Genomic DNA, 20,769 nt, shown 5'->3' with positions numbered 1-20,769 from the left:
TTTTTATGCCTGCCTGTTGTGGCAGCTCTACAGTGATGATCTTTAAATAATTGTCGCGCCCAACGCCGCCACAATCTGCCGCAGTACCGGCGCATCCCCTTCGATCCGCACCTGCAAGCCATCGATCTCACGACGCGACGGATAATTCTTGCGTAACAAATCGAATGCCGCACGCTGCTCGCTCACGCTGCCTACAAGGCTGCGGCGAAAATCCGCATCGTCGCGGCGCGGGTCGTACACGCCACGGCACAACATCGCCAATGCCCAGGCCGGATCGCTTTGCGCGTTCAAGGTCACTTGCGACAACCACGGCGCCGGCAACAAATCACTCAAGCGGACCTGGGCCGGTTGCCCGAGGAAATCGCAGTACGCCTGGTAGATTTGCGCGGTACCGCGCTGCTTGCCATCAAGGCTATAGCCGGCAATGTGCGGCGTTGCCAGAACGCAAAGCTCGGCCAGCGCCACATCGACTTCCGGCTCCCCTTCCCAGACATCCAGCACCGCCTGCAGGTCTTCGCGCTCCAGCAACACATCGCGCAAGGCAGCATTGTTGACCACCGGACCACGACTGGCATTGATCAGCCAGGCACCGGGCTTGAGCTGGTTCAAGCGTTTTTTATCAAACAGATGCCAGGTCGACTGCGGGCCTTGCTTGGTTAGCGGTGTGTGCAGGCTGATCACGTCGCACTGCGCGATGATGTCCTCGAGACTGACGTAATCACCACCTTCAACAGCTTGACGTGGCGGGTCGCAGACCAGCACCTTCCAGCCCAGCCCCTGCAGGACCTTGACCAATCGCCCGCCCACTTCGCCGGCCCCGACTACGCCGTAGGTGCGCTGCGTCAGATCGACGCCTTCGATTTCGGCCAGGGTCAACAAGCTGCCGAGCACATAGTCGACCACGCCCCGGGCGTTGCAACCCGGCGCACTGGACCAGGTGATACTGGCCTGCCGGAAGTAATCGAGGTCCAGGTGATCGGTGCCGATGGTGCAGGTGCCGACAAAGCGCACTTTGCTGCCGTCGAGCAACGCGCGGTTGACGTTGGTCACTGAGCGCACCAGCAGCACGTCGGCCTGTTCGACGGTGGCGCGGTCAATGGATCGACCCGGCACCCGGCGGATTTCACCGAAACCTTCGAAGAAGGCATCGAGCAGGGGGATGTTTTCGTCGGCAACAATCAGCATGGCAGGCTCCTTTGGCGGATCGGCAGTGTAGGCGTAGATGGCACATCGCGCCTAGCACGCTGCTGGCAAGTGTTTACAAATCCCTAACACTGGTCTTTTCCTGACCGCTGCGTCAACGCGTAGAATGCGCGCCTGTGCATCAAAACCCTTTTGGACGCTTCGCTATTGAACCCTGTCATTGAAAACACTGTCGCCGCGGCTCCTGCGCGGACGACTCCCGTACGCATGGAGCTCAAAGGCTTGCTCAGCCTGGCTATGCCGATCATGGTCGCGCAATTGGCCACCACCGCCATGGGCTTTGTCGATGCGGTGATGGCCGGCCGCGTCAGCCCGCGGGATCTGGCCTCGGTGGCGCTGGGCAACTCGATCTGGATTCCGGTCTACCTGCTGATGTCCGGCGTTCTGCTGGCCACCACTCCCAAGGTCGCGCAACGTTTTGGCGCCGGGCAGTTTGACCAGATTGGTCCTCTGGTACGCCAGGCATTGTGGCTCGCACTGTGTGTCGGGTTGATCGGCAGTGGTCTGTTGCTCGCGGCCGAGCCGATCCTGCACTGGATGAAAGTCGATGCACAGTTGATCGAACCCAGCATGGGTTACCTGCATGGCATCGCTTTCGGCTTGCCGGGCATGGCCTTTTATTATGTGCTGCGCTGCTACAGCGACGGCATGGGCCGGACACGTCCGAGCATGGTCATTGGCTTGTGCGGCCTGTTACTGAATATCCCGCTGAACTATGCGCTGATCTACGGCCATTTCGGCGCCCCGGCCCTGGGTGGCGTCGGTTGCGGCTGGGCCAGCGGCATCGTGATGTGGTTCATGGCGCTGAGCATGGCCGGCTGGACTTTCTGGGCGCCGTTCTATGCGCGTACTCGCGTATTGGTGCGCTTCGATCGCCCGCAATGGGCGGTGATCAAGCGCCTGGTCGGCATTGGCCTGCCAATCGGTATCGCAGTCTTCGCCGAGTCGAGCATCTTCGCGGTCATCGCCCTGTTGATCGGTAGCCTCGGCTCCACCGTCGTGGCCGGCCACCAGATCGCCCTGAACATCAGCTCGCTACTGTTCATGATTCCTTACTCGCTGGGCATGGCAGTAACCGTGCGGGTCGGCCAGGCATTGGGCGCAGGCAACCCGTGGCAGGCGCGGTTCGCGGCGAAAGTCGGGCTCGGTGCAGCGCTGGTGTTCGCTGCATTTTCGGCGACACTGATCCTCTGCCTGCGCGAACCTATCGCTTCGATCTACACGCCCGACAAGGCAGTGATCCAGATTGCGTCGATGCTGATCGTCTACGCCGCGCTGTATCAGTTCTCGGATGCCATTCAGGTGATCTGCGCCGGAGCGCTGCGTGGCTACCAGGACACGCGGGTGACGATGATCCTGACGTTGTTCGCCTATTGGGGCATCGGGCTGCCGGTTGGGTATGTGCTGGGGCTGACCGATTGGCTCGGCCCGGCCAGCGGCCCGAGCGGGCTGTGGGAAGGCCTGATCGCCGGTTTGAGTTGTGCGGCATTGATGCTGTCGATACGGCTGACCCGCAGTGCGCGCAAACGCATTCGCATCAGCCGCTCGGTGGGCTGATAACCCAAAAAAAGACCTGCTTTTGCAGGTCTTTTTTTTGTCCGTCAAACGGACTTTTTGCGAATCCAGTACAGGTAAGTCCCTGCATCTTCATGTTGGCCCACCAGTTCGTGGTCGAGAAACACGCAGAACTTGGGAATATCGCGACGAGTCGACGGATCGGTGGCGATCACCTTGAGCAAACCGCCGGGGACCAGGTCACGGATGTGCTGGTGCAGCATCATCACCGGTTCCGGACAGTTGAGGCCGGTGGCGTCGAGGGTGCCGTCAACCGGCGTATCAAGCATTTCACTCATGATCAACTCCTGAAACTTGCCGGCATTGTCGCGCATTGCCGAGCTTGACGTCATCTGTGGCAGAACGCCGCCCCCCCCCCTGCCTGATCGTTCCCACGCTCCGCGTGGGAATGCCGCCGGGGACGCTCTGCGTTCCGCTTCCGGATGTGACGCAGAGCGTCACGGGATGCGTTCCCACGCGGAGCGTGGGAACGATCAATTCACAGGGTTTCAGCGGGACTTGGGTTTCTTCACGTCGATCCGACGCAAATGACAGGTCACTTCTTCACGGTCGTGGTACAGCTGCTTGCAGCCGATCTCGACCTTGATGCCCCGGGCCTTGAAGCCATCGGCAATCCGCTCCAGCAGGCGCTTCACCTCGGCATAGCGCTGTTTCATCGGCAGCTTGAGGTTGACCACTGCTTCGCGGCAATGCCCCTCGCCGATCCACTCCTCGAGCATCGCGGCGTTGCGCGCCGGTTTCTCGACGATGTCGCAGACCATCCAGTCCACCGGTTGCTTGGGCTTGAAGGTGAAACCGTCGGCCATCAAGTGCTGCACCAGGCCGGTGTCCATCAGGCTTTCGGCCATCGGCCCGTTGTCGATCGCGGTCACCAGCATGCCGCGGTTGACCAGTTGCCAGGTCCAGCCACCCGGTGCGGCACCGAGGTCGACGCCAGTCATGTCACTGTGCAAGCGTTCGTCCCACTGATCACGCGGGATAAAGTGGTGCCAGGCCTCCTCCAGCTTCAAGGTCGAACGGCTCGGCGCCTCGCGAGGGAACTTCAGACGCGGAATGCCCATCGGCCACATCGCCGAATTATTCGACTCGGCCAGGCCGACGAACACTTCACGCCCGCTCTTGAACGTCAGTAGCAGGCGCGGTTTATTGGCATCATCTACCAGTTTGCCAGCCGCCATCAGCGCTTTGCGCAAATGCACTTCGAACTTTTTGCAGAAGTTCGACAGTTCCTTGCCATCGTTGGTATCGACCATTTCCAGCCAAAGGCTGCCGCACACGGGAAAATCCGCCATGTGTGCGAGGATTACGCTGATGCGGTCGGTTTCCGGCAGATCAATGAAAATACCCCGCGCCCATTGGCGCGGGAAGATCAGTCGTTCAAAACGCTGACCACGCATCAGGCGCTCGGCGCCGTCTTCTTCGGTACAGACAAATTCGGCGCAAGCGCTGGCAGCCTTGGCCTTGGCATAACCGGCCACGTTCAGTTGTGCGGCAAGGTCGGAAATCTCCGAACAGACTTCGCCTTCGAAGCCCGGCCGGCAATGCATGAATAGGGTGTTCATTCTTACTCCTGGGCAGATGGCGAGACATTCAACCACTGCGCGATGCCCAGGCTTGCTCTGCAGCAAAGCCTGTCACGAAAACCGGCGCATGATAGCCGAGATCGGAACCTGGGGTCTGTCCATAGAGTCCAGTTATTAGCCAGCTACTTGAAACAGGGCTAGGTTTAATGCTCTGCCCGTCCCCTCAGTCTGCAGCCGTGCGGACTTAAAGGAGTGATCGTAATGCCGTCCCTCGATAGCCTGAAGACTTTGAAAACCCTGCAAGTCGACGACAAGACCTACCACTATTTCAGCCTGCCCGATGCCGCCAAAAGCCTGGGTGATCTGGACAAGCTGCCCATGTCGTTGAAAGTGCTGCTGGAAAACCTGCTGCGCTGGGAAGATGAAAAAACCGTGACCGGCGCCGATCTCAAGGCGATTGCCGCCTGGCTCAAGGAGCGCCGTTCCGACCGCGAAATCCAGTACCGCCCGGCGCGCGTGCTGATGCAAGACTTCACCGGTGTACCTGCGGTGGTCGACCTGGCCGCCATGCGCGCGGCGATGGCCAAGGCCGGTGGCGATCCGCAGCGGATCAACCCGCTCTCCCCCGTCGACCTGGTGATCGACCATTCGGTGATGGTCGACAAATTCGCCACCAGCAGCGCTTTCGAACAAAACGTCGATATCGAAATGCAACGCAACGGCGAGCGCTACGCGTTCCTGCGCTGGGGCCAAAGCGCCTTTGATAACTTTAGCGTGGTGCCGCCGGGCACCGGCATTTGTCACCAGGTCAACCTGGAATACCTGGGACGCACCGTCTGGACCAAAGACGAGGACGGCCGCACGTACGCCTTCCCGGATACGCTGGTGGGCACCGACTCCCACACCACCATGATCAACGGCCTCGGCGTCCTCGGCTGGGGGGTAGGCGGCATTGAAGCGGAAGCGGCGATGCTCGGGCAACCGGTGTCGATGCTGATCCCGGAAGTGATTGGCTTCAAACTCACCGGCAAACTCAAGGAAGGCATCACCGCCACTGACCTGGTGCTGACCGTGACCCAGATGCTGCGCAAGAAAGGTGTTGTGGGGAAATTCGTCGAGTTCTACGGTGACGGCCTCGCCGACCTGCCGCTGGCCGACCGCGCGACCATTGCCAACATGGCCCCGGAGTACGGCGCCACTTGCGGCTTCTTCCCGGTGGACGACGTGACGCTGGAATACCTGCGCCTGTCCGGGCGCCCGATTGAGACCGTAAAACTGGTCGAGGCCTACAGCAAGGCGCAAGGGTTGTGGCGCCTGCCGGGCAAGGAACCGGTGTTCACCGACAGCCTGGCGCTGGACATGGCCAGTGTCGAAGCCAGCCTCGCCGGACCAAAACGCCCACAAGACCGGGTTTCACTGCCGAATGTCGCGCAAGCGTTCAGCGACTTCCTCGGCCTGCAAATAAAACCTACCAGCAAGGAAGAAGGTCGCCTGGAAAGCGAGGGCGGCGGCGGTGTGGCGGTGGGTAACGCCGATCTGGCCGGTGAAGTGGACTACGACTTTGAAGGGCAAACGGTGCGGCTGAAAAACGGCGCGGTGGTGATTGCCGCGATCACCTCCTGCACCAACACCTCCAACCCGAGCGTGATGATGGCTGCCGGTCTGGTGGCGAAAAAAGCCGTGGAAAAAGGCCTGCGCCGCAAGCCCTGGGTGAAAAGCTCGCTTGCCCCCGGCTCGAAAGTGGTCACCGACTATTACAAGGCTGCCGGCCTGACGCAGTACCTCGATGAACTGGGTTTCGCTCTGGTGGGCTATGGCTGCACCACTTGCATCGGCAACTCTGGCCCGTTGCCGGAACCGATCGAAAAAGCCATCCAGAAAGCCGACCTGACCGTAGCCTCGGTGCTGTCGGGCAACCGTAACTTCGAAGGCCGGGTCCATCCGCTGGTGAAAACCAACTGGCTGGCCTCGCCGCCACTGGTGGTCGCTTATGCACTGGCCGGCACCGTGCGCATCGACCTCAGCCGCGAACCCTTGGGCGAAGACCAGAGCGGCAATCTGGTTTATCTGCGGGACATTTGGCCAAGTACACAGGAAATCGCCGACGCGGTGGAGCAGGTCAACACCGCCATGTTCCACAAGGAGTACGCCGAAGTCTTTGCTGGCGATGAACAGTGGCAAGCCATTGAAGTGCCGCAAGCGGCGACCTACGTCTGGCAGGACGATTCGACTTATATCCAGCACCCGCCGTTCTTCGATGACATCGGCGGACCGCCGCCAGTGGTGAAGGACGTCAACGGCGCGCGCGTGCTTGCGCTGCTCGGCGACTCGGTGACCACCGACCACATTTCCCCGGCCGGCAACATCAAGGCTGACAGCCCGGCGGGCCGCTACCTGCGGGAAAAAGGCGTGGAGCCACGGGACTTCAACTCCTACGGTTCGCGCCGCGGCAATCATGAAGTGATGATGCGCGGCACCTTCGCCAACATCCGTATTCGCAATGAAATGCTGGGTGGTGAAGAAGGTGGCAACACCCTCTACATCCCCACCGCAGAGAAGTTGGCGATCTACGATGCGGCCATGCGTTATCAAGCCGCGGGGACGCCGCTGGTGGTAATCGCAGGGCAAGAATATGGCACCGGCTCGAGCCGTGACTGGGCGGCCAAGGGCACCAATCTGCTGGGGGTCAAAGCGGTCATCGCCGAGAGTTTCGAGCGGATTCACCGCTCCAATCTGGTGGGCATGGGGGTGTTGCCGCTGCAGTTCAAGCTCGATCAAAACCGCAAGAGCCTGAATCTGCGAGGCACTGAAACCCTGGATATTCTCGGCCTGAGCAATGTTGAGCTGACGCCGAGAATGAACCTGACCCTGGTGATCAACCGTGAAAACGGCACCAGTGAAAGGATCGAGGTACTGTGCCGGATCGATACGCTTAATGAAGTGGAGTACTTCAAGTCGGGAGGAATTCTGCATTACGTGTTGCGGCAGTTGATTGCGTCGTAGCCCCTGCGCTGACAGCAACACCGCCTTGATGGCGGTGTTTCTGTTTGGGTCATTAAAATCAATGGGCTAGCGAGCCTGCTCGCGATGACGGTGTACCATTTGCCGCTGATCTTGAACGACACTCCGCTACGTGAGCAGGCTCGCTTCCACAGGGGGCGGGTTCAGGCCCCCTTAAATTTCAGATAAAAGGATTTTCAATGTTCGCCCTGCCATGGACTTTTCTGGCCCTGCTCTCCCTCGGCTATGGCATGGCCCTGGCCTATGGCCGTCTCGGCTGGCTTGTCGGGATTTCCGTCGGCTTGTTACTGATCGCCGGTTTCGCCGTTCGTCAAACGAAGCTGCCGTTCGGCCGCTATCTCGGCCACGGTCTGTTCATCTTCCTGGCGCTGGCATTGGCGATGCACTGGTTGCCGGGCTTCCATAACGGTCGGGTGATCGACCCGCAGCGTTTCACCGACGATGCCGTGCGGTTTTCCATGTACCTGAATCTGGATAAACCCCTGATCGGTTTCTGGCTATTGCTGGTCTGTCCGTGGATTGTCGGTCGGCGTTCACTGCGGCTATTCCTGTATGCCACGCCAGTCGCGCTGGCCCTGAGTGCCGTGCTTGCACTGGGCGGCGCACTGTTGCTGGGCGTCATTGCCTGGGCGCCGAAATGGCCAGACGCTGCCTGGCTATGGCTGCTCAACAATCTTCTGCTGGTGACGCTGGTCGAGGAAGCGCTGTTCCGCGGCTATATCCAGGGCGGCTTGAGCCGATATTTCAAGAACCTGGCTCAGGGGGAAAACCTCGCCCTGTTGCTCGCCTCGCTGGTGTTTGGCTTGGCGCATGCGGGAGCCGGATGGCAATGGGTACTGTTGGCGAGCCTGGCCGGAATCGGCTACGGCCTGGCCTACCGCTTCGGCGGACTGGCCGCCGCCCTCGCCACGCATTTTGGCCTGAATGCCCTGCATTTCGGCTTGTTCACCTATCCGATGCTCGCCGGCTGACGCAAGGGTCATTTTGCAACGGACCGCTGATAATTGAAAAATAAGCTCAACCATTCGCTGGCGATGCCGATACAGCACTTGAAAGCCTTGCGGATTAAAAAAGCCATGCGTAACAACCAGCCAATTACACAACGCGAACGGACCTTCCCGGCCCAGCAACGGTTGATTTCCACCACCGATGCCAAAGGCATGATCACCTACTGCAACGACGACTTCGTCGAGATCAGCGGGTTTTCTCGTGAAGAACTGATCCGTGCGCCGCATAACCTGGTGCGTCACCCCGACGTCCCGGCCGCGGTGTTCTCGCACATGTGGGCGACACTGAAACAAGGCTTGCCATGGATGGGTATTGTCAAGAATCGCTGCAAGAGCGGTGATCACTATTGGGTCAACGCCTACGTGACACCGATCTTCGAAGGCAATCAGGTGATCGGTTACGAGTCGGTGCGGGTCAAGCCCACCGCCGAACAGATCCGCCGCGCCGAAGCGCTCTACCAACGCATCAACCAGGGCAAGTCGGCGATTCCTTCCAGCGATAAATGGTTGCCGGTTCTACAAGACTGGTTGCCGTTCATTCTGGTCAGCCAGTTGAGTTTCATGATTGGTGCCACCCTGACCTCGCAGTGGGGTTTCGCCCTCGCCGCCGCGCTCTCGGTGCCGTTGGGCCTGATGGGCCTGAGCTGGCAGCAGCGTGGCATCAAGCGTTTGTTGCGCCTGGCCGAGCAGACCACGTCCGACCCGTTGATCGCGCAGATGTACACCGACAGCCGCGGCGCCCAGGCGCGCCTTGAGATGTCGATCCTCAGCCAGGAAGCACGCTTGAAAACCTGCCTGACTCGCCTGCAGGATACGGCCGAACACCTGACCGATCAGGCCAGGCAGTCCGACGCCCTGGCCCACAGCAGCTCCACCGGCCTGGAACGTCAGCGCGTCGAAACCGAGCAAGTCGCCACCGCCGTCAATCAAATGGCCGCAACCACCCAGGAAGTCGCCAGCCATGTGCAGCGCACCGCCGATGCCACCCAGGAAGCCAATCGCCTGACCGGGCGCGGGCGCGACATCGCCGGGGAAACCCGCGAAGCCATTCAGCGCCTGTCGGTGGTGGTTGGGGAAACCGGCCTGACCGTGACCCAACTGGCCAAGGACAGCGACGAAATCGGTGGCGTGGTCGACGTGATCAAAGGGATCGCCGACCAGACCAACCTGCTGGCGCTGAACGCCGCCATCGAAGCGGCGCGGGCCGGCGAGATGGGTCGTGGTTTTGCAGTGGTCGCCGACGAAGTGCGTCAGTTGGCGCAACGTACCAGCGAATCCACCGGGCAGATTCATGCGCTGATCGCCAAGCTGCAGCAAACCGCAGGCACTGCCGTACAGACCATGGAAGCCGGGCATCGCCAGGCCGAAGAAGGCGTGGCGCGGGTGCTGGAAGCCGATCAGGCACTGGTGGGGATCAGCGAAGCGGTGGCCAACATCACCGACATGACCACTCAGATCGCTGCCGCCACGGAAGAGCAAAGTGCCGTGGCCGAAGAAATCAGCCGCAACATCAGCAACATCTCTGACCTGGCAGACCAGACCTCGGAACAGGCTCAGAACTCGGCGTTGTTGAGTGAAGAGCTGACCAAAACCGCGAATACGCAATACTCGTTGGTGGAGCGGTTCAATCGCTGAAGGGTGTGCATTGATCGTTCCCCCGCTCTGCGTGGGAATGCAGCCGGGACGCTCTGCGTTCCAAAGCCTGACGCAGAGCGTCACAAGAGGCGTTCCCACGCGGAGCGTGGGAACGATCATCCAAAACCGCCAACACGCAATACTCGTTGGTGGAGCGGTTCAATCGCTGATGGGTGTGCATTGATCGTTCCCCCGCTCTGCGTGGGAATGCAGCCGGGACGCTCTGCGTTCCAAAGCGTGACGCAGAGCGTCACAAGAGGCGTTCCCACGCGGAGCGTGGGAACGATCATCCAAAACCGCCAACACGCAATACTCGTTGGTGGAGCGGTTCAACCNTTGATCGTTCCCACGCTCTGCGTGGGAATGCAGCCGGGACGCTCTGCGTTCCAAAGCGTGACGCAGAGCGTCACAAGAGGCGTTCCCACGCGGAGCGTGGGAACGATCATCCAAAACCGCCAACACGCAATACTCGTTGGTGGAGCGGTTCAACCGCTGATGGGTGTGCACTGATCGTTCCCCCGCTCTGCGTGGGAATGCAGCCCGGGACGCTCTGCGTTCCAAAGCGTGACGCAGAGCGTCACAAGAGGCATTCCCACGCGGAGCGTGGGAACGATCATCCAAAGATTGTCTTTCCCGAACTGGACGACCTGTAGCAATAGCCGCGCGCGCAAAGAGGCTATATAGGCAACCTACCGTTTACTGAAGAAACGCAGCCACCCGCCCCGCCGCAGCCGACAAATGCTGCTCATGGGTAAACCCCGAAGCTTTCAACGGCTTCAGATCGTGATCCCCCGCCACCAGCCAGAACACTTCGATACTGGGTGACAAGGCATACCCTTCGACGGCTTCACGGTTACCCAACGCATCCCGCTCTCCCTGCACGATCAACGTCCGCGTTTTCAGCGCCGCCAAATGCTCGACCCGCGGTTTCTCCGGTTTACCCACCGCGTAGAACGGATAACCCAGGCATACCAGTGCATCGGCAGCCAACTCGTCAGCCAGCAAACTGGCCATACGCCCGCCCATCGACTTGCCACCAATGGCCAGAGTCCCGGTGACATGGCGTCGCACTTCGGCATAGACCTCGCGCCAGCATTCCAGCAATTTCGGCGCCGGGTTGGGTGGACGCTTACCGCCATCGATACGCCGCTGCGCCATGTACGGAAACTCGAAACGCAGCACATTGACGCCTTGCGCCGCGAGCCGTGCAGCCATGTCGGTCATCCAGTCGCTGTCCATCGGCGCACCGGCGCCGTGGGCGAGAATCAAGGTCGCCGAAGAGGTGCCTGAAGCGACATCCCACAGCCATCCATGATCGCGCACACATTGCGCCCATTGATCCCCGTCAATACCGGCCTTGTGCCCTTTGGTCATGCTTGCCTCGCTTTTAGTCTGCCTATAACTCCGGCCGAAGGGTGCGCTGCGCGCTCACTTCGGCTGAACCGTGGATGGGGAACCATGAACACTTCTATCAGTACCGCCTACAACTACAAGGTGGTCCGCCAATTCGCCATTATGACGGTGGTGTGGGGCATCGTCGGCATGGGGCTCGGGGTTTTTCTCGCCGCCCAATTGGTCTGGCCCGAACTCAACTTCGATTTACCCTGGACCAGTTTCGGCCGCCTGCGCCCGCTGCACACTAACGCAGTGATCTTCGCTTTCGGCGGCTGCGCCCTGTTCGCCAGTTCGTTCTATTCGGTGCAACGCACCTGCCAGACCCAGCTGTTTGCGCCGAAAATCGCCGCGTTCTGTTTCTGGGGCTGGCAACTGGTGATCCTGTTGGCAGCCATCAGCTTGCCGTTGGGTTACACCAGCTCCAAGGAATACGCCGAGCTGGAATGGCCGATCGACATCCTCATCACCATCGTCTGGGTCGCCTACGCAATTGTGTTCTTCGGCACCGTGATGAAGCGCAAGACCAAACATATCTACGTCGGCAACTGGTTCTTCGGCGGGTTCATCATCACCGTGGCGATTTTGCACATCGTCAACAACCTTGAGTTGCCGGTGAGCTTCACCAAGTCCTACTCGGTGTACGCCGGTGCTACCGACGCGATGGTGCAATGGTGGTACGGACACAACGCCGTAGGCTTTTTCCTCACCGCCGGGTTCCTCGGCATGATGTATTACTTCGTGCCCAAACAGGCCGAGCGCCCGGTGTATTCCTATCGCCTGTCGATCGTGCACTTCTGGGCGCTGATCACCCTGTACATCTGGGCCGGCCCGCATCACCTGCATTACACCGCGCTGCCGGACTGGGCGCAGTCGTTGGGCATGGTGATGTCGCTGGTGCTGCTGGCACCGAGCTGGGGCGGGATGATCAACGGCATGATGACGTTGTCGGGCGCCTGGCATAAGTTGCGCAGCGACCCGATCCTGCGTTTCCTCGTGGTGTCCCTGGCGTTCTACGGCATGTCGACCTTCGAAGGGCCGATGATGGCGATCAAGACCGTCAACGCCCTCTCCCACTACACCGACTGGACCATTGGCCACGTACACGCCGGCGCGCTCGGCTGGGTGGCGATGATTTCCATCGGCGCGCTGTACCACATGATCCCGAAAGTCTTCGGCCGCGAGCAAATGCACAGCATCGGCCTGATCAACGCGCACTTCTGGCTCGCCACTATCGGCACCGTTTTGTACATCGCCTCGATGTGGGTCAACGGCATCGCCCAAGGCCTGATGTGGCGCGCGGTCAACGAGGACGGCACGCTGACTTACTCCTTCGTCGAGACCCTGGCGGCCAGCCATCCAGGCTTTGTCGTACGACTGGTGGGTGGCGCGATTTTCCTCAGCGGCATGTTCCTGATGGCTTACAACACCTGGCGCACCGTACGGGCTTCGCAGCCTGCCGACGTCGCCGCTGCCGCGCAGATGGCTTGAGGAGTCCACCATGAAACACGAAACAATCGAGAAAAACGTCGGCCTGCTGATGCTGTTGATGGTGCTCGCCGTGAGCATCGGTGGCCTGACCCAGATCGTCCCGCTGTTCTTCCAGGACGTGACCAATAAACCGGTGGAAGGCATGAAGCCCTACACCGCGCTGCAACTGGAAGGTCGCGACATCTACATCCGCGAAGGCTGCGTCGGCTGCCACTCGCAAATGATCCGCCCGTTCCGCGCCGAAACCGAACGCTACGGCCACTATTCAGTGGCCGGTGAAAGCGTTTGGGACCACCCGTTCCTCTGGGGCTCGAAACGTACCGGTCCGGATCTGGCGCGGGTCGGCGCGCGTTACTCGGATGACTGGCACCGCGCGCACTTGTACAACCCGCGCAACGTGGTGCCGGAATCGAAAATGCCCGCCTACCCGTGGCTGGTGGCCAATCAACTCGACAGCAACCACACCGAAACCAAGCTCAAGACCATGCGCACCCTGGGTGTGCCGTACACCGACGAGGACATCAGCGGCGCCGTTGCCTCGCTCAAAGGCAAGAGTGAAATGGATGCGCTGGTCGCCTACCTGCAAGTGCTCGGCACTGCGATCAAGAGCAAGAGGTGAGCCATGGTCGTTGAATTGAGTACTGGAATGATCCGCGGACTGGGCACGGTCGTGGTCTTCGTAGCCTTCCTCGGCCTGACCCTTTGGGTATTCAGCAGCAAGCGCAAAACGGAATTCGCCGAGGCGCGCCTGCTGCCGTTCGCCGACGAACCGCAACCCGACATCACCGACGAAATCGAAACAAGGAGTACCCGGCCATGACCACTTTCTGGAGTACGTGGATCTGCGTACTGACCATCGGCAGCCTGATCGGCCTGACCTGGTTGCTGATCGGCACCCGCAAGGGCGAAACCAAAGGCAGCGTCGACCAGACCATGGGCCACAGCTTCGACGGCATCGAGGAGTACGACAATCCGTTGCCGCAATGGTGGTTCATGCTGTTCGCCGGCACGCTGGTGTTTGCCGTCGGCTACCTGATCCTTTATCCGGGTCTGGGCAACTGGAAAGGCATCCTGCCCGGTTACGAAAACGGCTGGACCGGCGTGCACGAATGGGAAAAGGAGATGGACAAGGCGGACGCGAAGTTCGCGCCGATCTTCGCCAAATTCGCCGCGATGCCAGTGGAAGAAGTGGCCAACGATCCGCAAGCGCTGAAAATGGGCGGACGCTTGTTTGCCTCCAATTGCTCGGTGTGCCATGGCTCGGATGCCAAGGGCGCGTTCGGCTTCCCCAATCTGGCGGACAGTGATTGGCGCTGGGGCGGCAACGCCGACACCATCAAGACCACCATCATGGGCGGTCGCATGGCGGCCATGCCGGCCTGGGGGGAAATATTGGGTGAGGATGGCGTGAAAAACGTCGCTGCGTACGTTCGTCATGAACTGGCCAGCCTGCCATTGCCCGCCGACACCAAGGCAGACCTGCAGGCCGGACAGCAGGCGTTCAACACCACGTGCGTAGCCTGTCACGGAGCAAACGGGCAAGGCACCGAAGCCATGGGAGCGCCGAACCTGACACACCCGACCGGTTTCATCTACGGCACCAGCCTGACCCAGCTTGAACAAACGATTCGGCATGGCCGCCAGGGCCACATGCCAGCGCAAAATGAACTGCTCGGCAACGATAAAGTGCAACTGCTCGCGGCTTACGTGTACAGCCTTTCCAGAGGTGACAAGCAGTTGAGCGGCAAGCTTCAAGCTACAGGCGGCAAGTGAAGGCATAAGCAAAAACCGCAGGCACGGGCTCTAACCTGGAGCTTGTAGCTTGCGGCTTGTAGCTGCTTCTTTTTGTCGCACCCCCCTCCAGTCTTCCTTTCGGATCCCCGGATTCGGGTCTAAGCTCTCCCGATGCGGACTGGCCGGTGCCAGCTCCAGGTCGACCCTTAAACGATGTGTTCTACGAATCGGCTGACTGACAGGCCGCAAAGGCTGGTAGTTACCGGCTGTCGCGCCAATTGCCTGCGATCACTCAACGCTGTGTTTGAACACACCTCGTAACATCCGACCTGCCCCCCTCGCCTCTCGAGTCCGCCGAGACATTTTGCCCATGGGCAATTTTGTCCTTACGCGGCGCATGGAAAGGCCGCAGAATCAGCATTTGAAAGCATTGACCCAGGTCATGGCGCGTTGCAATGACCCCCTGCTTTCTACATACTTGCGGCCGATTTTTAATCCTAATAAAACACCCAAACCGTGGAACCTTAGAATGAGCACAGCAATCAGTCCGACTGCTTATAACTATAAGGTAGTCCGCCAGTTCGCCATCATGACGGTGGTCTGGGGGATCCTTGGCATGGGGCTCGGTGTCTTCATCGCCTCGCAACTGGTTTGGCCGGAGTTGAACTTCGGTCTGGCCTGGACGAGCTTTGGACGCCTGCGCCCGTTGCACACCAACCTGGTGATTTTCGCCTTCGGTGGATGTGCACTGTTTGCCACTTCCTATTACGTCGTGCAGCGAACCTGCCAAACGCGACTGATTTCCGACAGCCTCGCAGCCTTCACCTTCTGGGGATGGCAAGCGGTGATTGTCGGCGCGATCATTACCTTGCCGATGGGTTTGACCACCACCAAGGAATACGCGGAACTGGAATGGCCCCTGGCTATTCTGCTGGCCATTGTCTGGGTCACCTACGGCCTGGTGTTCTTCGGCACCATCGTCAAGCGCAAGACCAAGCACATCTATGTGGGTAACTGGTTCTACGGCGCGTTCATCGTCGTGACCGCGATGCTGCACATCGTCAACCACATGTCGCTGCCGGTCAGCCTGTTCAAGTCGTACTCGGCCTACTCGGGTGCGACCGACGCGATGATCCAGTGGTGGTACGGCCACAACGCCGTGGGCTTCTTCCTGACCACCGGTTTCCTGGGGATGATGTACTACTTCGTGCCAAAACAGGCCGAACGTCCGATCTACTCCTATCGTTTGTCCATCGTGCACTTCTGGGCGCTGATCACCCTGTACATCTGGGCCGGTCCGCACCACCTGCACTACACCGCCCTGCCGGACTGGGCGCAGTCCCTGGGCATGGCGATGTCGATCATCCTGCTGGCTCCGAGCTGGGGCGGCATGATCAACGGCATGATGACCCTGTCGGGCGCCTGGCATAAGCTGCGCACCGATCCGATCCTGCGTTTCCTGGTCGTTTCCCTGGCGTTCTACGGCATGTCGACCTTCGAAGGTCCGATGATGGCGATCAAGACCGTGAACTCGCTGTCGCACTACACCGACTGGACCATCGGCCACGTACATGCCGGCGCTTTGGGTTGGGTTGCGATGATCTCGATCGGCGCGATCTACCACATGATCCCGAAACTGTTCGGTCGTGCGCAGATGCACAGCACCGGCCTGATCAACACGCACTTCTGGCTCGCCACCATCGGTACCGTTCTGTACATCGCTTCGATGTGGGTCAACGGCATCACCCAGGGCCTGATGTGGCGTGCAATCAACGATGACGGCACCCTCACCTATTCGTTCGTCGAAGCGCTGCAAGCCAGCCACCCTGGCTTCATCGTTCGCGCATTGGGCGGTGCGTTCTTCGCCACCGGCATGCTGTTCATGGCCTACAACGTATTCCGTACCGTACGCGCCTCGAATCCGGCTGAAGCTGAAGCCGCCGAACAGATTGCTGTAGTTGGAGCTCACTGATGAAGCATGAAGCAGTCGAGAAGAATATTGGCCTGCTGGCCTTCTTCATGGTTATCGCCGTCAGTGTCGGCGGCCTGACCCAGATCGTTCCGCTGTTTTTCCAGGATGTCACCAACAAGCCGGTCGAGGGCATGAAGCCCCGCACTGCCCTTGAACTGGAAGGCCGGGACGTTTACATCGCCAACGGTTGTGTCGGCTGCCACTCGCAGATGATCCGCCCGTTCCGTGCTGAAACCGAACGCTACGGCCACTACTCGGTCGCCGGTGAAAGCGTTTGGGACCACCCGTTCCTGTGGGGTTCCAAGCGTACCGGTCCGGACCTGGCCCGCGTCGGCGGCCGTTACTCCGATGACTGGCAGCGTGCGCACCTGTACAACCCGCGCAACGTGGTGCCGGAATCGAAAATGCCGGCCTACCCGTTCCTCGTGGAAAACAAGCTCGACGGCAAAGACACCGCCAAGAAAATGGAAGTCTTGCGCACGCTCGGCGTCCCTTACACCGACGAAGACATCGCCGGCGCCAAGGATGCTGTGAAGGGCAAAACCGAAATGGACGCGCTGGTGGCCTATCTGCAAGGCCTGGGCACCATCATCAAAAGCAAACGGTGATCTAAATGGATATCGGGATGATTCGTGGCCTGGGCACCGTCGTTGTGATGGTGGCCTTCATCGGTCTGGCGTTGTGGGTATTCAGCCCCAAGCGCAAGTCAGAGTTTGAAGACGCGACCTTGCTGCCTTTTGCGGATGATCCCGAAGCCATCAAGCACGTCGAGCAAGCTTCTAGGAGTAACAAAGAATGACTACATTCTGGAGTCTGTACGTCACAGTCCTCAGTCTCGGTACGATCTTTTCCCTGACCTGGCTGCTGCTGTCGACCCGCAAGGGCCAGCGCACCGAGTCCACCGAAGAGACGGTTGGGCACTCCTTCGACGGTATCGAGGAGTACGACAACCCGTTGCCGAAATGGTGGTTCATGCTGTTCGTGGCCACCATCATTTTCGCCCTCGGCTACCTGGTACTGTACCCGGGCCTGGGCAACTGGAAAGGCCTGCTGCCGGGTTACAACTACCTGGACAACGAGAAGCAGACCGCTTTCGCCAACGGCCAGACCGGCTGGACCGGCGTTCACGAGTGGGAAAAGGAAATGGCCAAGTCGGATGCCAAGTTTGGCCCGATCTTCGCCAAGTTCGCTTCCATGCCAATCGAAGAAGTGGCCAAGGACCCACAAGCCCTGAAGATGGGTGGCCGCCTGTTTGCCTCCAACTGCTCGGTTTGCCACGGTTCCGACGCCAAGGGCGCCTACGGCTTCCCGAACCTGACCGACGCCGACTGGCGCTGGGGCGGCGAGCCGGAAACGATCAAGACCACCATCATGGGTGGCCGTCACGCAGTCATGCCGGCGTGGGCTGAAGTGATTGGCGAGCAAGGCGTTGCCGATGTGGCGGCGTTTGTCCTGACCAACCTCGATGGCCGCAAGCTGCCGGAAGGCGCCAAGGCTGACCCGGTTGCCGGCCAGAAGCTGTTCGCCGCCAACTGCGTGGCGTGCCACGGCCCGCAAGGCAAAGGCACTCCGGCCATGGGCGCGCCTGACCTGACTCACCCGGGCGCGTTCATCTACGGCTCGAGCTTCGCTCAATTGCAGCAGACCATCCGTTACGGCCGTCAGGGCCAGATGCCTGCGCAAGACGCGATGCAAGGCAACGACAAGGTTCATCTGCTGGCCGCTTACGTGTATAGCCTCTCTCATGGAGAGAAGGCTCCAGCGGCGGACGCCCAATAAGGGAAACGCTTGATGCAACGAAAAGGCCCTGTCATCTGACAGGGCCTTTTTTTTGAGTCGCCAACGTGTTTCCCACATCAAGGTTGCGTGGCACTCAGCATAGTAGTAACGTTTCTACATTAGTTTATTCAGGAGGGTCATACATGATGGCCATCACCACCATTTCCAGCCGCGAATTCAACCAGGACACAAGTGGTGCCAAAAAAGCCACCCGCCAGGGGCCGGTTTTCATCACTGACAGAGGCAAACCGGCGCATGTGCTGCTAAGCATTGAGGACTACCAAAAACTCACTGGCATCAACGCCGACATCGTCGAACTCCTGGTCATGCCTGAAGCGGCAGATATCGAGTTCGAAACCGAGCGTGCCGTGATCACTCATCGCCCTGTGGATTTGTCTTGATGTACCTGCTCGACACCAACGTGATTTCCGAACTTCGCAAACCCCAGGCTGACGCAAATGTCGTCGCCTGGGCCAAAGGCATTATCGCTTCACGCATGTTCATTTCAGCCATTACCCTCAAGGAGCTGGAGACCGGAGTGCTCCGCATGGAGCGTCGCGATGCCGTTCAGGGAAAGATATTGCGCACCTGGCTCAAGCGTCATGTCTTACCGGCATTCGATGCCCGCATTCTGCCGATCGATGCTGCCGTGGCCCTTCGATGTGCCAGTTTGGACGTTCCGGATCGCGCAAACGAAGCAGACTCGTTGATTGCAGCGACTGCGCTGATTCATGGTTTGACCGTGGTTACCCGCAATGTCGGTGATTTTCAGTTCAGTGGCGTGCAGTTGATAAACCCATGGGCCGATTGAGCGCCAACGGCCGCAAATCCGTCCATAATTCACAAGTCAATTGATTCAAGTCATTACACCATCGATTAATTTCTCCCAACGTGACCAAAGGTCGCACCCTTGGGCTAGAGCGACAGGCGTATCATTGCGCCACTGCAACACCTCTTTTTGACCGCGGTCGGCACGTACTGACCGAGGCATTTGTCCACTGCCGTGGGATGCAATGATGAGCAACCAGATTCCGGTACACGACGTCACTCCACCCGCGAAGAACGCGAACAACAGCGTCGATCTCTACGCCTCTCGAGAAAAGATCTACACCCGCGCCTTCACCGGACTGTTCCGCAATCTGCGCATGGCCGGCGGTGCCGTTTTGTTCCTGTTGTATTTCGGTACGGTCTGGCTCAATTGGGGTGGCCATCAGGCTGTCTGGTGGAACCTGCCCGAACGCAAATTCTTCATTTTCGGCGCGACCTTCTGGCCTCAGGATTTCATCCTGCTGTCTGGCATGTTGATCATTGCCGCGTTCGGCCTGTTCTTTATCACGGTGTATGCCGGCCGGGTCTGGTGTGGTTATACCTGTCCGCAAAGTGTGTGGACGTGGATCTTCATGTGGTGTGAAAAGGTCACCGAGGGTGACCGTAACCAGCGCATCAAGCTCGACAAGGCGCCGATGGGCGCCAACAAATTCCTGCGCAAATTCAGCAAGCACACCCTGTGGCTGCTCATCGGCTTTGTCACTGGCATGACCTTCGTCGGCTACTTCTCGCCGATCCGCGAACTGGTGATCGATTTCTTCACCGGCGAGGCCGATGGCTGGTCGTATTTCTGGGTAGCCTTCTTCACCCTTGCCACCTACGGCAATGCCGGTTGGCTGCGTGAGCAAGTGTGCATTTACATGTGTCCGTACGCGCGTTTCCAGAGCGTGATGTTCGACAAGGACACGCTGATCGTTTCCTACGACCCGCGCCGTGGCGAAAGCCGTGGCCCGCGCAAGAAAGGGATCGATTACAAGGCTCAGGGCCTGGGTGATTGCATCGACTGCACCATGTGCGTTCAGGTCTGCCCGACCGGCATCGACATCCGCGACGGCCTGCAAATCGAATGCATCGGTTGTGCCGCCTGCATCGATGCCTGCGACGCCATCATGGACAAAATGGAATACCCGCGCGGCTTGATCAGCTACACCACCGAACACAACCTGTCCGGGCAGAAAACCCATAAACTGCGTCCGCGCCTGATCGGCTATGCCGTGGTGTTGCTGGCGATGATCAGCTTGCTGGTGACCGCGTTCTTCATGCGCTCGCTGGTGGGCTTCGACGTCAGCAAGGACCGGGTTCTGTACCGCGAGAACGCCGAGGGCCGGATCGAAAACGTCTACAGCCTGAAAATCATGAACAAGGATCAGCGCGACCACACGTATGTGCTTGAAGCCACCGGCCTGCCGGATCTCAAGCTGCAAGGCCGACGCGAGATCAAAGTTGCGGCCGGTGACATCATCAGCCAGCCGGCCGAGTTGTCCGTGGCGCCGGAACACCTGCCATCGAGCACCAATGAGGTGAAATTCATCCTCAAGGATGCCGATGACGCCAGCATCCACGTTGAAGCCAAGAGCCGATTCATCGGCCCACAAATTCGTTGAGAGAA

The 20,769-nt window shown here is 59.7% G+C and carries 19 protein-coding genes; 15 read left to right on the top strand and 4 right to left on the bottom strand.

Annotated features, from left to right (window positions below; genetic code table 11):
• Window positions 1–42: 42 nt before the first annotated feature.
• The gene (gene pdxB, locus ASD60_RS27390; RefSeq protein WP_056857009.1) at window positions 43–1,185 is read right to left on the bottom strand and encodes a 4-phosphoerythronate dehydrogenase PdxB; all 1,143 of its coding nucleotides are present in this window, start codon (window positions 1,183–1,185) and stop codon (window positions 43–45) included.
• Between the two features lie 225 nt (window positions 1,186–1,410).
• On the opposite strand from pdxB, the gene ASD60_RS27385 reads away from it, so the two are divergent.
• Window positions 1,411–2,760: an MATE family efflux transporter gene (locus ASD60_RS27385; protein WP_156386309.1), complete on the top strand. Its 1,350-nt coding sequence runs from the start codon at window positions 1,411–1,413 to the stop codon at window positions 2,758–2,760.
• Window positions 2,761–2,804: 44 nt separating this feature from the next.
• Here ASD60_RS27385 and tusA read toward each other — a convergent pair whose 3' ends face one another.
• On the bottom strand, window positions 2,805–3,056 hold the full coding sequence (gene tusA / locus ASD60_RS27380; protein ID WP_056857100.1) for a sulfurtransferase TusA: 252 nt from the start codon (window positions 3,054–3,056) through the stop codon (window positions 2,805–2,807).
• A 210-nt stretch (window positions 3,057–3,266) separates the two neighbouring features.
• Entirely contained in the window at window positions 3,267–4,340 is a 1,074-nt protein-coding gene (gene rlmM / locus ASD60_RS27375; protein ID WP_056857007.1) for a 23S rRNA (cytidine(2498)-2'-O)-methyltransferase RlmM, read from the bottom strand.
• Between the two features lie 222 nt (window positions 4,341–4,562).
• Between rlmM and acnA the strand changes: the two genes are divergently transcribed.
• The 3 genes from acnA to ASD60_RS27360 all read left to right on the top strand — a co-directional run bounded on the left by acnA (window position 4,563) and on the right by ASD60_RS27360 (window position 9,964).
• On the top strand, window positions 4,563–7,304 hold the full coding sequence (gene acnA, locus ASD60_RS27370; RefSeq protein WP_056857006.1) for an aconitate hydratase AcnA: 2,742 nt from the start codon (window positions 4,563–4,565) through the stop codon (window positions 7,302–7,304).
• A 197-nt stretch (window positions 7,305–7,501) separates the two neighbouring features.
• Entirely contained in the window at window positions 7,502–8,293 is a 792-nt protein-coding gene (locus ASD60_RS27365) for a CPBP family intramembrane glutamic endopeptidase (protein ID WP_056857005.1), read from the top strand.
• 105 nt (window positions 8,294–8,398) lie between these two features.
• On the top strand, window positions 8,399–9,964 hold the full coding sequence (locus ASD60_RS27360; protein WP_056857099.1) for a methyl-accepting chemotaxis protein: 1,566 nt from the start codon (window positions 8,399–8,401) through the stop codon (window positions 9,962–9,964).
• A 696-nt stretch (window positions 9,965–10,660) separates the two neighbouring features.
• On the opposite strand, the gene ASD60_RS27355 is transcribed toward ASD60_RS27360, so the two are convergent.
• Complete coding sequence (locus ASD60_RS27355; RefSeq protein WP_056857004.1) at window positions 10,661–11,338, bottom strand: alpha/beta fold hydrolase; 678 nt, start codon at window positions 11,336–11,338, stop codon at window positions 10,661–10,663.
• Window positions 11,339–11,422: 84 nt separating this feature from the next.
• Between ASD60_RS27355 and ccoN (ASD60_RS27350) the strand changes: the two genes are divergently transcribed.
• From ccoN (ASD60_RS27350) to ccoG, 11 genes are all read left to right on the top strand, one after another.
• Window positions 11,423–12,847, top strand: a complete 1,425-nt coding sequence (ccoN, locus tag ASD60_RS27350; protein WP_056857003.1) for a cytochrome-c oxidase, cbb3-type subunit I — start codon at window positions 11,423–11,425, stop codon at window positions 12,845–12,847.
• Between the two features lie 10 nt (window positions 12,848–12,857).
• Window positions 12,858–13,466, top strand: coding sequence for a cytochrome-c oxidase, cbb3-type subunit II (ccoO, locus tag ASD60_RS27345; RefSeq protein ID WP_056857002.1), 609 nt, complete (start codon window positions 12,858–12,860; stop codon window positions 13,464–13,466).
• 3 nt (window positions 13,467–13,469) lie between these two features.
• Window positions 13,470–13,667 (top strand): cbb3-type cytochrome oxidase subunit 3, encoded by a 198-nt coding sequence (locus ASD60_RS27340; RefSeq protein WP_056857001.1) that lies wholly within the window; start codon window positions 13,470–13,472, stop codon window positions 13,665–13,667.
• Window positions 13,664–14,620 (top strand): cytochrome-c oxidase, cbb3-type subunit III, encoded by a 957-nt coding sequence (gene ccoP / locus ASD60_RS27335; RefSeq protein WP_056857000.1) that lies wholly within the window; start codon window positions 13,664–13,666, stop codon window positions 14,618–14,620. The genes ASD60_RS27340 and ccoP (ASD60_RS27335) overlap by 4 nt, the downstream gene beginning before the upstream one ends.
• A 490-nt stretch (window positions 14,621–15,110) precedes the next feature.
• Entirely contained in the window at window positions 15,111–16,553 is a 1,443-nt protein-coding gene (gene ccoN, locus ASD60_RS27330; protein ID WP_056856999.1) for a cytochrome-c oxidase, cbb3-type subunit I, read from the top strand.
• Window positions 16,553–17,161 carry a cytochrome-c oxidase, cbb3-type subunit II gene (gene ccoO / locus ASD60_RS27325; protein ID WP_007905434.1) on the top strand — a complete coding sequence of 203 codons (609 nt, stop codon included), beginning with the start codon at window positions 16,553–16,555 and terminating at the stop codon, window positions 17,159–17,161. The genes ccoN (ASD60_RS27330) and ccoO (ASD60_RS27325) overlap by 1 nt, the downstream gene beginning before the upstream one ends.
• A 5-nt stretch (window positions 17,162–17,166) precedes the next feature.
• Window positions 17,167–17,352: a CcoQ/FixQ family Cbb3-type cytochrome c oxidase assembly chaperone gene (locus ASD60_RS27320; RefSeq protein WP_003175465.1), complete on the top strand. Its 186-nt coding sequence runs from the start codon at window positions 17,167–17,169 to the stop codon at window positions 17,350–17,352.
• Window positions 17,349–18,332, top strand: coding sequence for a cytochrome-c oxidase, cbb3-type subunit III (ccoP, locus tag ASD60_RS27315; RefSeq protein ID WP_056856998.1), 984 nt, complete (start codon window positions 17,349–17,351; stop codon window positions 18,330–18,332). Before ASD60_RS27320 ends, ccoP (ASD60_RS27315) begins: the two co-directional genes overlap by 4 nt.
• 146 nt (window positions 18,333–18,478) lie before the next feature.
• Complete coding sequence (locus ASD60_RS27310; protein ID WP_056857098.1) at window positions 18,479–18,733, top strand: type II toxin-antitoxin system Phd/YefM family antitoxin; 255 nt, start codon at window positions 18,479–18,481, stop codon at window positions 18,731–18,733.
• Window positions 18,733–19,143, top strand: coding sequence for a type II toxin-antitoxin system VapC family toxin (locus tag ASD60_RS27305; RefSeq protein ID WP_056856997.1), 411 nt, complete (start codon window positions 18,733–18,735; stop codon window positions 19,141–19,143). Before ASD60_RS27310 ends, ASD60_RS27305 begins: the two co-directional genes overlap by 1 nt.
• A gap of 205 nt (window positions 19,144–19,348) precedes the next feature.
• Entirely contained in the window at window positions 19,349–20,764 is a 1,416-nt protein-coding gene (ccoG, locus tag ASD60_RS27300) for a cytochrome c oxidase accessory protein CcoG (protein ID WP_056856996.1), read from the top strand.
• Window positions 20,765–20,769: the final 5 nt, after the last annotated feature.

This window comes from Pseudomonas sp. Root562 (assembly GCF_001427125.1).
In the GTDB taxonomy this organism is placed as follows: Bacteria; Pseudomonadota; Gammaproteobacteria; order Pseudomonadales; family Pseudomonadaceae; genus Aquipseudomonas.
This window is presented reverse-complemented; position numbering and strand designations above follow the sequence as displayed.